The sequence below is a fragment of the Oceanobacillus sp. FSL W7-1304 genome (assembly GCF_037969805.1).
Taxonomy (GTDB): domain Bacteria; phylum Bacillota; class Bacilli; order Bacillales; family Amphibacillaceae; genus Oceanobacillus; species Oceanobacillus profundus.
Genome location: NZ_CP150211.1, coordinates 1,439,474 through 1,453,667, shown reverse-complemented (window position 1 = coordinate 1,453,667; position 14,194 = coordinate 1,439,474). Strand labels below are relative to the sequence as shown.

General features: G+C 38.5%; 10 protein-coding genes. 9 read left to right on the top strand and 1 reads right to left on the bottom strand.

What is annotated here, in order from left to right; all coding sequences use genetic code 11:
* Positions 1 to 184: 184 nt before the first annotated feature.
* From NYE61_RS07205 to NYE61_RS07165, 9 genes are all read left to right on the top strand, one after another.
* Positions 185 to 2,917: a GTP-binding protein gene (locus NYE61_RS07205; RefSeq protein WP_303448580.1), complete on the top strand. Its 2,733-nt coding sequence runs from the start codon at positions 185 to 187 to the stop codon at positions 2,915 to 2,917.
* Positions 2,918 to 3,208: 291 nt separating this feature from the next.
* The gene (locus NYE61_RS07200) at positions 3,209 to 4,168 is read left to right on the top strand and encodes an alpha/beta hydrolase (protein ID WP_095309839.1); all 960 of its coding nucleotides are present in this window, start codon (positions 3,209 to 3,211) and stop codon (positions 4,166 to 4,168) included.
* 188 nt (positions 4,169 to 4,356) lie between these two features.
* Positions 4,357 to 5,397, top strand: coding sequence for an N-acetyl-gamma-glutamyl-phosphate reductase (gene argC, locus NYE61_RS07195; protein ID WP_303448576.1), 1,041 nt, complete (start codon positions 4,357 to 4,359; stop codon positions 5,395 to 5,397).
* Positions 5,398 to 5,409: 12 nt separating this feature from the next.
* On the top strand, positions 5,410 to 6,630 hold the full coding sequence (gene argJ, locus NYE61_RS07190; protein ID WP_303448574.1) for a bifunctional glutamate N-acetyltransferase/amino-acid acetyltransferase ArgJ: 1,221 nt from the start codon (positions 5,410 to 5,412) through the stop codon (positions 6,628 to 6,630).
* 9 nt (positions 6,631 to 6,639) lie between these two features.
* Positions 6,640 to 7,446, top strand: a complete 807-nt coding sequence (argB, locus tag NYE61_RS07185) for an acetylglutamate kinase (protein ID WP_095309834.1) — start codon at positions 6,640 to 6,642, stop codon at positions 7,444 to 7,446.
* Positions 7,439 to 8,641 carry an acetylornithine transaminase gene (locus NYE61_RS07180; protein WP_095309832.1) on the top strand — a complete coding sequence of 401 codons (1,203 nt, stop codon included), beginning with the start codon at positions 7,439 to 7,441 and terminating at the stop codon, positions 8,639 to 8,641. Before argB ends, NYE61_RS07180 begins: the two co-directional genes overlap by 8 nt.
* Entirely contained in the window at positions 8,638 to 9,735 is a 1,098-nt protein-coding gene (locus NYE61_RS07175) for a carbamoyl phosphate synthase small subunit (protein WP_095309830.1), read from the top strand. The genes NYE61_RS07180 and NYE61_RS07175 overlap by 4 nt, the downstream gene beginning before the upstream one ends.
* On the top strand, positions 9,722 to 12,967 hold the full coding sequence (gene carB / locus NYE61_RS07170) for a carbamoyl-phosphate synthase (glutamine-hydrolyzing) large subunit (protein WP_251660599.1): 3,246 nt from the start codon (positions 9,722 to 9,724) through the stop codon (positions 12,965 to 12,967). Before NYE61_RS07175 ends, carB begins: the two co-directional genes overlap by 14 nt.
* 255 nt (positions 12,968 to 13,222) lie before the next feature.
* Positions 13,223 to 13,939: a response regulator transcription factor gene (locus tag NYE61_RS07165; RefSeq protein WP_303448567.1), complete on the top strand. Its 717-nt coding sequence runs from the start codon at positions 13,223 to 13,225 to the stop codon at positions 13,937 to 13,939.
* On the opposite strand, the gene NYE61_RS07160 is transcribed toward NYE61_RS07165, so the two are convergent.
* Positions 13,898 to 14,089 carry an anti-repressor SinI family protein gene (locus tag NYE61_RS07160; protein ID WP_095309822.1) on the bottom strand — a complete coding sequence of 64 codons (192 nt, stop codon included), beginning with the start codon at positions 14,087 to 14,089 and terminating at the stop codon, positions 13,898 to 13,900. The genes NYE61_RS07165 and NYE61_RS07160 overlap by 42 nt on opposite strands.
* Between the last annotated feature and the right edge of the window lie 105 nt (positions 14,090 to 14,194).

Sequence of the window (14,194 nt, the reverse complement as noted above, 5' to 3'; positions counted from 1 at the left end):
GCAAGGTTGAAATTGTTTTCAGTCTATAGTCTCTAATACCCCTCAAATTTTGAGAACAATTACGAATAATATAGTATGAACTGTAATAAGAATAAATAGTTAGATTCCGAGTATTATGTGCTCGGAATCTAATTCATGTACTTCTATAAGAGGTTGTTCAATAAAAATAGTACGGGGGATAAAGATGACATTAGAGAAGCAACTAATTAATAAGTGCTATTATAAAACACTTACGGAGGGCAGTGAAAATGAGCATCCAATAAAGGTTTTGGGAGAATTGTCTATTCTTGAGCAACAGAAGGAAGTGAACGATTTATCCTATATCCGCTTTGCTCAGGGAGAGGTATATTTTCAAAATAAAGATTACGAAACAGCGATTTTTAAATGGGGAAATATTCATAATGAGCTAATGCCATGGGCGCAGAAAAATATTGCGGATGCAAATTTCGAACTGGATTTTCTTGAAATTGCGGAGGAATATTATAAACTTGTTGAAACCGATTCGGATGATTTAAAAGTGGAAGTGCTCTTGCAACTATTTTCATTATACATACAACGTGACAAACTTGAAATGGCAGCTGATTCAATAAAGAACGCAGTTGAATTAAACCCGGATTACCCGAATGTAACCGATATGGCGCGTACATTCTTTGAGGAACAAAAAGACTTTGCGAGCGGAGTTGAGTTAGCTGTAGCTGAAGCGATCCGAACAGAGTCTCTATTTTGGTTTGAGGTTTTGGAGGAGTATGTGAAAGATGGGCATACAACAGCAATAGCACCAGCGTATTTTCGGGAATTATTAATGACCTTGTATTTGGTCAATCAAGTGCGTTTCGAAAGTCTCGTTGCAGCGCTTTGGGACAGTTACAAACAGAATGATTTGTATTTCCAATGGCTGAAGGAAATTAACTATCTTTTGTTAGATATAAATCCAAGACGATCCTTGAATTGGCAAGAGCTTTCGAAGCAATATAAAGAAGCGTATCTGGAATTAATGAATGGTACTTATTTAATAAAGGAATTGTCTGATTATATACCTTTCCACTTAACCAATTGGATGAAAATAGCTACTGGTTCTGATATACTGGCAGCTTCATCGGCTGTGTTAGCATGGAATGAGCTGTTTCCTTTATTGATGGAGGATTCGGTAGTAAGTGAGGCTGAAGGCTTGGTAAGCCAGTCTTATAATAGCAAGCGTATGGGTGATATATTCCTTATTTTCGAATCCATTCGGAAGTGGGCGAATGGTAAGGACTTATCCATAGGAGAACGTGCAGAATCGATAATAGATGAGCTGCTTGATTCAAATAACTTTCACCTACTGGTTACAGGTAACGATGCATCCGGAAAAGCATCCATTGTAAATGGATTGCTTGGCAAGGAGATGACTGTAGCTTCCATCACCTCCACTGTCTTATTTAAACATGACGATCAAGAAGAAATTCATGTCATTACAGACCAAGAAGGAAAAAGAAAACTTGAGCTAGATGATTTCATGCAGATTGCAGAGAATGAACAGACACATATTCGCTGTAAAATGCCAATACCGTTATTGGATAAAAATAAACTTGCTTTAATTGATACACCGGTACTTGCCGATCAAAGAAAATCAAAAAAGGATGTAATTCCCTATCTTTATTTAGCGGATAGTCTATTGTTTGTTTTAAATAGCGATTCCATTTTGACTTATAATGAAATAGAGACGGTCGTCAAAATTAGGGAGCGTGTACCAGAGCTGCCGATTCATTTTCTCTTGCATAACATGGAGCAAAGCACGAACAAACTGGAGTCAGTGGAATGGATGGAGAAAACAACATCCTGGCTTCATACGTATTTTCCAAATGCTAAGATCCTCTCCTTCTCGCAATTTGAAGAGCATAGTAGCCAATTAGAAGCATTTATTCAATCCATTATGAATGGCTACAGCTTGGATGAGGGAAGCGAACGTAAAATTCTTTATTATAGTAAGCAATTGATTAAATTGCTGCCTAAAAAACGACTAGAATTGGAAAATAGCATTATAAATACAATAAAATGGAATGAAGAGATGATCACGAAGCTAGATGGTGCAGTTAATCAATTACGTGATACGGAAGAGGAAAAAACGCAGATTATTAAAAGAGATTATACTAAGATAGTGAATAAAGCAAGACAGGATTTGATGACAAGCATCCCTGATTTGCTGAAAGATTGCGCAGAATTAATTAAGGAAGACACAAATCTTGAAAATATACATGTGAAGCTAAATGATGAAATGAATAACCGGATTAATAAACATATTGATGAAACAGTCTTGCCTAAGTTACATGAAGAAATTCAAATATGGATTGCGAGTAGTGAAGGAGAATTCAGTGACTGTTGGGCATTATTAAATGAAACGAGCGTGAGTTTTAATCAGTTATATGAGGAAGAAAAGCTAAGTTTGGCCTGTGATTTTAAAGTGTTAGATGATTGGCGCCGTGATTTGGATCGCATGACGATGCGTAATGTACAATTGGAAAAGTTCGATATCATTAAAGGTTCTGCCTCATCGCAGTTATTTATGAAAAGTGCAGGAAAATTACTCGGCGCCATTTCACAAAATAAAGGAACGCTGCAAAATAAGTTTAAACAAAGCATTAAAAATAAGGATTACACAAAAGATGCACAATCAATTACAAATACGTTCATGCAGCAATTCGAGTTTTTTGGAAAAACACTGGAACGAGATATTACGATATTTTTCACAAACCCTTTTGACGAGCTGAATAGAGCGATAGAAGAAAACCAACAGGAGATTAAAGCTAATGAGGAGTCGCTTCATGATATGCGAAAAAATCCCGAGGTATATACCGATCCGCTTACACTATTTGAATTAAATATTCGTCAATATGAATGGATGAATCATTCGGATGAAAAAGTAGTTGAATATCGTTAAGCTTTTTATGCATTAAACATAACGCATGGGATTTCCAATGTTGGATATCTTATGCGTTATTTTGCCTATTCATAGTGTTGCAGCTCATGAAACAGGCTATTATCAATCTGGATATTTACAAACTATAAGACGCAAAACCGAAGGTGTACCAATATATGGTTATTCCATTACGAGAATTTTCTAGTATAATAGTCTTATAGTGCCTATTCAAAAAGGAGGATATATATTACAAAGTGAATTTCCATCCTTGTTTTGAACTTGTATATAGATAGAATCGAAAGGAGCGTTCGTGTGAAGTGGAAGAAACATTGGAAGAAAATTGTAACAGGAATCATTGTGATTCTGTTGATTATAGATGCTCTGGCAGGTTTATTCTTTTATAATCTGGCCATTGAACGAAATGTAAAAGATTTTTTAAATGGCAATGCGGACTTGGAAGTTTCTGCGGATACGATGGATGTTTTGCTTGCTGGGGATTGGCGTGATTGGTCGCGTGAGCAGGATTTTGAAATATGGGAAATGGAATCCCATGATGACCTGTCCTTGAAAGGCTATTATTTAGAGGCAAAGAAACCAACCAATAAAACAGTAGTATTTGCTCATGGCTACCTTGGTCTCGCAACGGACATGTCCTTATTTGGAGAATACTATTATGAAGAACTTGGCTATAATATGTTTACGCCAGATTTACGAGGTCACGGAGAAAGCGAAGGCGACTATATTGGCTTTGGCTGGCATGATCGAATGGATTTAGTTGACTGGATTGATAGAATCATTGCAGAACTTGGAACGGATACTGAAATCGTCCTTCATGGCATTTCCATGGGGGCAGCTGCCGTATTGATGGCTAGTGGGGAAGAGCTCCCGAGTAATGTCAAGGCAATTGTTGCCGATAGTCCATATACGTCAGTGAATGATTTATTTGCCTATCAGCTTGACCGGATGTTTCACTTACCTGCATTTCCGATATTGCCAGCGACCAGCCTTGTTACGAATATAAGAGCTGGTTACACATTAAAAGAAGCTTCCGCGCTGGAGCAGGTGCGAAAAGCAGAGATTCCTATCCTTTATATTCATGGAAAAAGTGATACCTTTGTACCAACAAGAATGACGAAAGATCTATATGAAAATACAAATAGTGATGCTGAGATTCATCTTTATGATGATGCAAATCATGGGGAGTCTTTTGTTAAACATCGAGATTCATATATTGCAGTATTAAATTCATTTTTAGATCAATATATTCCATAAAAAAGAGGTTCTTCATAACGAGGACCTCTTTTTTTATGCATTCTATATACGTTTAATATAAAAAGATTTAAGGTATTTATAAAAATAAATGTATATTTATTAATATTTTTTTATAAATATACTTGCATAAAGATCGCGGTATAACTATAATAATGAATAATTCAAACTATATGAAGGAGCGGAATTAATTGAAGAAAGTAGCAATTATTGGTGGAACAGGTTATGGAGCAATTGAGTTAATCAGGCTGTTGCAGTTGCATGAAAAAATGCATGTAAAGAAAGTTATTTCCCATTCTCAGCATGGAGATTCGCTTGCTTCCATTTATCCACATTTGACGGATTTTATTGAAGAACCAATGGATGAGCTGCAAATTGATAAACTCGAAGAAGAAGTTGATATTGTGTTTTTTGCAACACCAGCTGGGGTGGCTAAAGATATTCTGCCACAGTTATCTAATTCAAAATTACAATGTATTGATCTTTCGGGTGATTTGCGTTTAAGTTCTCCAACGGAATATGAAACTTGGTACGGAAAAGAAGCTGCTCCACAGGAATTACTGGACCAAGCGGTTTATGGCTTATCTGAGCTTTATGCGGAAGAAATTAAACAGGCAAGCGTTATCTCTAACCCTGGATGTTTTCCAACATCGGCTTTGCTCGGCTTAGCGCCAGCACTGGAGCATCAGATTATATCACCACAAGGAATTAGTATTGATGGAAAGACCGGCATATCCGGTGCAGGAAGAACATCGACAGCTAAAACACATTTTTCAGAGACAAATGAAAATGTTACACCGTATAAAATCGGACAGCATCAGCATATTCCGGAAATTGAACAGTACCTATCGGATAAAGCAAAGACGCCAATTGCCGTAGCTTTTGCAACACATCTTATTCCTATGACAAGAGGCTTAATTTGTACCATGTATGGGCAATTGGTGAAGGAGACAACAACAGAAGAATTGCTTGAAATCTATCAATCTTATTACGAAAACAATCCATTTGTAAGAATACGAGAAGCGGGAGTTTTTCCTGCGACAAAGGATGTGTATGCAAGTAATTTTTGCGATATTGGAATTCATGTGGATGAGCGCAGTAATCAAATTATTATCGCTGCAGCAATTGATAATTTGGTTAAGGGAGCTGCAGGGCAAGCAATCCAAAATGCGAATTTGATGAATGGCTGGGAAGAGACAATGGGATTACACACAATACCTGTTTATCCATAGGAGGCGGAAAATATGACAATTACAATAGAAAGCAAGCTGCACGTATTAAAAAACGGGCATGTTACAAGTCCAAAAGGGTTTACAGCAGGTGGTGTACATTGTGGCCTTCGCAAAACAAAGCTGGATTTCGGATGGATTCATTCAGATAATCCAGCTGCAGCTGCTGGTGTGTATACCTTAAACTCCTTCCAGGCAGCTCCATTAAAGGTGACGAAAGAAAGCATTGAAAAAGAGCAGCTTATTCAAACGATAGTTGTTAATTCGGCAAATGCTAATGCTTGCACGGGAGAGCAGGGATATAAGGATGCACTGGAAACACAGCGTAAAACAGCAGAAAAAATGGGAGTTGCGACCCGTCATGTTGCTGTAGCATCAACTGGAGTTATAGGCGTACCACTGCCAATGGAAAAAATGAAAGCTGGCATTGAATTGATGGATAATCAGCATAGCCCGGAGAAGTTCGAACAAGCAATTTTAACCACGGATACCGTAACAAAACATATTGCCGTTCAATTGGAAATAGATGGTCAAAAAATAACGATTGGTGGAGCGGCAAAGGGATCAGGAATGATCCATCCGAACATGGCGACGATGCTTTCATTTATTACGACAGATGCTGCTGTGGAAGCTGCTAGTTTACAAGAGGCACTGCGTGAAGTGACGGATCAGTCATTTAACATGATTACAGTCGACGGAGATTGCAGTACCAATGATATGGTATTAGTGCTCGCGAATGGCAAGCAAAATAACAATCTACTGAATGACCTGCACCCAGAGTGGCAATTATTTAAACAGGCGCTGCAATTTGTCAGTAAAGAGCTCGCAAAGATGATTGCTCGAGACGGAGAGGGTGCAACGAAGCTCATTGAAGTTCAAGTCAGTGGAGCTTCAACGGCAACAGCAGCCGGTCAGGTAGCAAAAGCAATTATTTCTTCTAATCTTGTAAAAGCAGCCGTTTATGGGGCAGACCCGAATTGGGGGCGAATTGTTTGTGCGATTGGCTACAGTGAACAGCCACTCGACCCGCAAAAGGTATGTGTCTCCTTAGGTGATATCGAGGTAGTAAGGAACGGGCTCCCAATAGATTTTGATGAAGCAGAAGGAGAACTCTATCTTGGTAATGAAACGGTCGTTTTAAAAATTGACTTGCAAAATGGTCCACATGAAGCAACAGCATGGGGCTGTGATTTAACGTATGACTACGTCAAAATAAATGCTTCTTATCGAACGTGAGGTGTAGTAATGAATATTCTTGTTTTGAAAATGGGTGGCAGTGTATTAGCAAAGCTTCCGGACTCCTTTTATGAAACGGTTGTAGCTTTAAAGAAACAGAACATATGTGAGCCGGTTATTGTTCATGGTGGTGGTCCAGAAATTAATCAAGCATTAAAAGAACTTCATGTTGAGAGTAAATTTGTGGATGGTTTACGTGTAACGACGAAGGAAGTATTGGATGTTGCTGAGATGGTAATGAGTGGTTCGATTAATAAGAAAATCGTAGCTAATTTGCAAAAACAAGGTGGTACAGCAATTGGTATGAGCGGTGTCGATTGTAAGCTTCTGCAGGCGGAGCCTATTGATGCGGCAGGTAAGTTCGGCTTAGTCGGTCAGGTAAAAGAAGTAAATGTGTCGTGGCTTGAAACAATCATGGAGCATGGAGCGATTCCAGTTATTTCACCGATTAGTATCGATGCAGCTGGTGAGCGTTTAAATATTAATGGGGATATGGCAGCAGCAGCCGTTGCCGAAGCATTAAAAGCAAAGCTAGCGTTAATCAGTGATATTCCGGGAGTAATGGAGAACATATCTGGAAAAGAGATCGTACATGGGCAATTAACGAAAGTCGAGATTGAAGAAAAAATTGCTTCGGGAGTTATTTATGGTGGGATGATTCCTAAAGTTCTCTCTGCCTTAAAGGGTTTATCTGGAGGAATCAAGGAGTCAGTTATTTTAAATGGCTTAGCACCAGAAGATATCAAAAAGTATATCGAAGGAAAACAAGCAGGAACGAAAGTAGTCATGAAAAAGGAGGAAGAGCAACATGTCTGAAGCTATGATTCAACAAACAAACCATTCTGTAATGCATACATATCAACGCTTTCCACTATCAATTGCAAAGGGGAAGGGAAGTTATGTCTGGGATCAAGATGGAAATAAATATTTAGATTATACTTCTGGCATTGCGACGTGTAATTTAGGGCATGTTCCGGATTCCGTTCATCAAAAGTTAAGTAATCAGCTTGATAATCTATGGCACTGCTCGAACTTATATGAAATTCCAACGCAAAATGAGCTTGCAGCGTTGTTAACAGAAAACAGCTGCTTTGATCGTGTGTTTTTTTGCAATAGTGGAGCAGAAGCAAACGAGGCAGCTATTAAATTTGCTAAAAAATACGCAAAGGATAAAGGTTACACCGAGCGTACGGAAATTGTCACATTCCATCAATCGTTTCACGGTCGTACTGGGTCGACGATGGCGGCAACTGCACAGGAAAAAATCCATCAAGGATTTACTCCCTTAACACCAGGATTCAGATATTTAACGCTAAACGAGGATAAAGCACTTGAATCCGTGAATAATGGAACAACTGCAGCTGTTTTACTTGAGCTTATTCAAGGAGAAGGCGGTATAAATGCAGTAGAACAAGTCTGGATTGAAAAGCTATCTGCACGTTGTAAGGAAGCCGACATTTTATTAATGGTGGATGAGGTGCAAACTGGCGCAGGTCGTACAGGAACGTTATTTGCTTATGAGCAGTTTGGGATTGAACCAGACGTCATGACATCAGCTAAAGGACTTGGATCTGGTTTCCCAATTGGAGCGATGTTAGCGAAAAAAGAATGTGCTAGTACATTTAGTCCAGGGACACATGGTAGCACATTTGGGGGGAATCCATTAGCAGCAACTGCTGGTATTGCAACAATAGAAACGATACTTAAACAAAATATTTTAGAACAGGTTAAAGTGAATAGCAGCTGGCTGCAAGAACAGTTGGAAGCATTGCAAGCGAAAGAAGAAGTAATGGTTAGTGTGAAAGGAATTGGATTTTTAATTGGTGTTGAATTAAAGGAAGAGGCTAACTTTTTTATTAAAGCATTCCGTGAAAAGGGAATTCTCGTTTTATCTGCTGGTTCGCACGTATTGCGTATTTTACCTCCATTAACAACGACAAAAGCAGAATTGACCCAATTTATCGAAGTATTTAAAGAGGTACTAGTAGAGATGAAGGGAACTACAGTATGACAAAGGGCTATCTCATTCTGGAAACTGGTGAAGAATTTGTTGGAGACTGGATAGGCACTGAACAGGAGGTTAGTGGAGAGGTTGTTTTTAATACGAGTATGACCGGATATCAGGAAATGATGACAGACCCTTCCTATGCAGGACAACTGCTCACCTTCTGTTATCCAATGATAGGGAATTATGGCATGAATGCTTATGATGATGAGAGTCAAGGATTGGCCGTTTCTGCTGTTATTGTTAGTGACATGTGTGAAGAACCAAGTCATTATCAAGCAATGACTTCTTTTTCCGAGAGATTAAAGGCTGCCAGTATTCCTGGGTTAATGAATGTGGATACCCGCGCATTGGTTGGCGTCATACGAAAAAATAAAACGGTCAACGGAAAAATCATTTCGGAAAAGCAAAAGAATGCACATGAAATGAACTGGGAAGCGCCAGATTGGCTAGCGGTTATAGAACAAGTTTCTGTTAAGAAACCGATTTCTTATGGAAGTGGACAGCATCACATTGTGTTGGTGGATTATGGCTATAAGAAATCAATTCTCGATCAATTGCTTGCTCTAGGCTGTAAAGTGACAATCGTTCCCTTTGATACACCATTTGAAAAAATAAAGGAATTCGAGCCAGATGGGGTTTTACTTAGTAATGGACCTGGAGATCCGCTAGCATTGGCGCGATATTTTCCGGACATAAAGCGTATAACTAAAAACTTCCCAACCCTTGGAATCTGTCTAGGACATCAGCTTCTAGCATTAGCCTATGGTGGAAAAACAAAGAAGATGCAATACGGTCATCGTGGAGGGAATCATCCAGTTAAAGATATGCAAACAGGGAAAGTGTGGATGACGTCGCAAAATCATGGCTATGTCGTAGAGAAGGATAGTCTTTCCAAGCAAAACTTTGATATCTGGTTTCAGAATGTGAATGATCATTCGCTGGAAGGGATAAAACATCGGCAACTTCCGGTTCAATCTGTACAGTTTCATCCGGAGGCTCACCCTGGACCAAGTGACACAGCTTATATTTTTCTGGAATTTATTCAACAAGCAGCAGCTAATAGACAGAAGGGGGCAATTATTTATGCCGAAGCGTAAAGCAATAAACAAAGTAATGGTGATAGGATCTGGTCCCATTGTGATCGGTCAGGCGGCCGAGTTTGATTACGCAGGCACACAAGCATGTTTAGCTTTAAAAGAAGAAGGAATTGAAGTTATTTTAGTAAATAATAATCCTGCAACGATTATGACAGACGACGGGGTTGCAGATCGTGTCTATTTAGAACCACTCGATGTAGGTACATTGGAGAAAATTATTGCAAAAGAACAGCCAGATGGTTTAATTGGTAGTCTTGGTGGGCAAACGGGTTTGAATTTAACGGTTGAATTGTCTGATAAGGGAATTCTTGATAACTATCATGTGGAGCTATTAGGCACTTCGGTTTCTTCCATTAAGAACGGAGAAGATCGGGAATTATTTCGCAGGTTAATGATTGATATACAGGAGCCGATTGCAGACTCAAAAATCATTCAATCGGTTGAGGAAGGTCTAAGTTTTATCGAGGAAATTGGATTTCCGGTTATTTTACGTCCTGCCTATACACTTGGTGGTGAAGGCGGAGGATTCGCCTATCATAAGGGAGAGTTTGTGAGTTTGCTGAAACAAGGCCTTGCATTAAGCCCGATCCATCAAGTGCTTGTTGAAAAAAGCATTAAAGGATGGAAAGAAATAGAGTACGAAGTAATGCGCGATGAAAATGACACCTGTGTTATCGTATGTAATATGGAAAATTTTGATCCAGTTGGTGTTCATACGGGAGATTCGATTGTGGTAGCACCTTCTCAGACGCTCTCAGATGTGCAATATCAAATGCTTCGTACTGCATCATTAAAGGTTATCCGGGCACTTGATGTTGTCGGAGGGTGCAATATACAATTCGCACTCCATCCAACATCTAATGAATATATCATTATTGAGGTTAATCCAAGGGTTAGCAGATCTTCTGCATTAGCCTCGAAGGCCACTGGTTATCCCATTGCTCGGATTGCTGCTAAATGTGCGATTGGCTATACACTTGATGAAATTTTAAACCCGATAACAGGAAGTACATATGCCTCTTTCGAACCCGCATTAGATTACATTGTTGTAAAGCTTCCCCGCTTTCCATTTGATAAGTTTACGGAGGCGGATCGAACACTCGGTACACAAATGAAGGCTACAGGTGAGGTAATGGCAATTGATCGTTCGTTTGAAGGGGCACTTCATAAAGCAATTCGGTCACTGGAATTGAACTTATATAGTTTACATTTTCCTGGTATGGATCAGAAAAATATACAAGAACTTCTAGACCTGATTGAGATTCCTAATGACCTTCGGCTATTTGCTATCGCGGAAGCATTTAAACGAAAGATTTCAACCGAAACAATTATGGAATTAACGAAAATTGATTATTGGTTCCTGCAAAAGATAAAGCGAATCATTGATTATGAGCAAGTGTTAGTAGCATATCAATTAGCAACGATTCCAGTAGATGTGCTAAAAAAAGCAAAGCAATTGAATATGAGTGATCATCGAATTGCGGAATTACTCGGCACAACCCCGAAGGAATTAAGGGAAAAATATAAAGTGAATGGTATGCAGCCTGTTTATAAATTAGTGGACACGTGTGCAGGGGAGTTTGATGCAGTTACTCCATACTACTACTCCACTTGGCATGGTCATGATGAGGTCCTGACAACTGCTAACAAAAAGAAAATACTTGTTCTAGGTTCTGGCCCAATCCGAATTGGGCAAGGTGTTGAATTTGATTATTGTTCCGTTCATGCTACGTTAGCATTAAAGAAAATCGGCTATGAAGCAGTTGTAATGAACAATAATCCAGAAACAGTGAGTACAGATTACTCTGTGGCAGACCGTTTATATTTTGACCCGTTAGCATTGGAAGATGTGCTTGCTGTCATTGAAAAAGAGCAAGTAGCAGGGGTGCTTATTCAGTTTGGTGGTCAAACAGCTATTAATCTGGCAAATGATTTGAAAGATGAGGGTGTCCATATACTTGGAACATTACCAGAACATATTGACCAGATGGAAGACAGGGAACAATTTTATAACTTTTTGAATGAATTAAGAATACCCCATATTGCAGGACGAATTGTACATGAATTGGATGAACTTCCATCCCTAGTTCATGAACTAGGATTTCCAGTGCTGATTCGACCTTCCTACGTTATTGGCGGTCAGTCAATGTTTATTTGCTATAGCGAGAAAGAATTGTATCAATATACCTCAAGAATTCAACAGGATACGAATGATCGTTGCTGGCCGTTGTTAATTGATCAATACTTACCTGGCTTAGAATGTGAAGTTGATGTTGTAAGTGATGGCAAAGAGGTTGTGATACCAGGAATTGTGGAGCATATTGAGAAGGCAGGTATTCACTCTGGTGATAGCATAGGTGTATTTCCGCCTGTCACCTTAAGCGATAAGACGAAGGAAGCTATCGTGGAAATTGTCCAAAAGATTAGTAGTAATTTACCGGTTATCGGAATGATGAATATTCAATTTGTAATTCATCAGGATACGATTTATGTATTGGAAGTTAATCCACGATCGTCCAGAACGGTTCCAATCATGAGTAAAGTAACTGGTGTCCCAATGGTTGAATGGGCAGTAAGATCGCAACTGGGTATACCTCTAACGGAAATTACAGATGAAGTTAATTTAATGAAGGAACCAGAATATTATACGATCAAAGCTCCTGTATTTTCTGCAAGTAAGCTAAAGGGTGTAGACCATGTGCTTGGACCAGAAATGAAGTCAACAGGAGAAATTATCGGAATAGGATATGATAAAAAAGAAGCATTAAAAAAGACAATGATACGTACACATCACCTAGAAGAACTAACAAAGCCGCTCCAATTATTTGTCTCGATCTCAGATCGGTTAAAACAAGAGAGTCTTCCCATCATTCGTGAATTCTCTGATCGTGGTGCTATTATTACGGCAACAGAAGGCACGGCTAAGGTTATTGAAGAAAATGGAATGGTAACAAAAAGAATTGTCAAAAGCAAAAAAGATATTCTAAATCATTGGCAAGATAATCCACCACATATTGTACTGAACATCCCGAATCAAGGAAGGGAAAAAGAGAAAATTGGCTTTTTAATTCGTGAATTATCGGTACGCTTTCAAGTTCCGTATTTTACGAGTCTTGAAACGTTAAATGTATTTGCAGGCGGGTTAAATCAAGCTTTACATGAAAAAGAGATATTATCTTTACAGGAGTATTTGAGTGAAAGTTTCCGACTGGAAAAAATTATAACAAAGTAAAGTTAGGGCAAGCAGTTGGTTCCTGAATGTGGGACCGACTGTATTTTTTTGACATGGAAAAGTATAAACAGTTATAAAAAATCGCTCTAACGAATGTCAAGTTTTCTAATTAAATGTGAAGTGATTTATCCATATTTTTACCTATTTATCTGTTGTAAAGGATAAATTTGTAGTATAATAGTTATGTTATTTTCAAATAGTTGCGAATTGTAGTAACTCTTTTAGAGCATTAACGATGAATGGAGGCGTACGTTCATGGCTAGTGAACGGATTTTACTTGTTGACGATGATACAGATATGCAAATGGTACTTAAACTGTATCTTGAAAAAAGTGGATATGTTATTTTTACAGCAGAAGATGGTATTCAAGCGATTGCTGTAATTGAGGATAAAAACCCAGAATTGATTATTTTAGATGTTATGATGCCAAACCTTGATGGATTTGAACTATTACCAATCATTCGCAAACATACAGATGTACCAGTCCTTTTGTTTAGTTCGATCGACGACGACATGAATAAAGTGCTTGGTCTTGGAATAGGTGCGGATGATTATTTACCTAAAACAACGAGTATGCCTGTGATGATTGCGAAGATAAAGGCTCATTTAAGGCGCAGTCGAGCAGTTGAAGTGAAGGTAAGGCCAGTAGAAAAAGCAAATTCCGCTATCATTAGCTATCCCGGACTTGAAATTAATTTGACAAGTGCAGTAGTTAAGGTGAACGGATCTATTGTGAAACTATCAGCAAAAGAATATCAACTATTATGTATTCTGGCACAAAATCCAGAGCGTATTTATACAGTGGATAAATTATTTGAACTCATTTGGGGTGAAGAAAGTCTAGGAGACTTTCGAACTGTCATGGTACATTTAAGTAAATTACGAAAAAAAATCGAAAAAAATCCAGATGAACCACAGTATATTCACACATTACGTGGGATCGGTTACAAATTCGCTGATCTTGCTCACTAAAGGTTTTTCCTCTTCTATCGCTAAATGTTTAAGCAGTTGACGCACTTCTGAAGGACTTAATCCTATATATTTTGCTTGTTTCATTAAATGAATCCAATCCTGGTCATACACGTTAGAATGATTTGACGGTAACTGTACATTATTTTCCAATGAAGACCCTCCTTGCACTTTATATAAACAGAATAATAGCAAGAGTATAAATTGCGTTAAAGATTAGTTGAAGTTTCCTTTAAGTTTTCTTAAATACCCCCTTAA

Bases quoted from the DNA above. Each gene is read 5' to 3' on its own strand.
- NYE61_RS07180 (WP_095309832.1), top strand. From the start codon at position 7,439: ATGTCTGAAGCTATGATTCAACAAACAAACCATTCTGTAATGCATACA.
- NYE61_RS07175 (WP_095309830.1), top strand. From the start codon at position 8,638: ATGACAAAGGGCTATCTCATTCTGGAAACTGGTGAAGAATTTGTTGGA.
- argB (WP_095309834.1), top strand. From the start codon at position 6,640: ATGAATATTCTTGTTTTGAAAATGGGTGGCAGTGTATTAGCAAAGCTT.
- NYE61_RS07205 (WP_303448580.1), top strand. From the start codon at position 185: ATGACATTAGAGAAGCAACTAATTAATAAGTGCTATTATAAAACACTT.
- carB (WP_251660599.1), top strand. From the start codon at position 9,722: ATGCCGAAGCGTAAAGCAATAAACAAAGTAATGGTGATAGGATCTGGT.
- argJ (WP_303448574.1), top strand. From the start codon at position 5,410: ATGACAATTACAATAGAAAGCAAGCTGCACGTATTAAAAAACGGGCAT.
- NYE61_RS07165 (WP_303448567.1), top strand. From the start codon at position 13,223: ATGGCTAGTGAACGGATTTTACTTGTTGACGATGATACAGATATGCAA.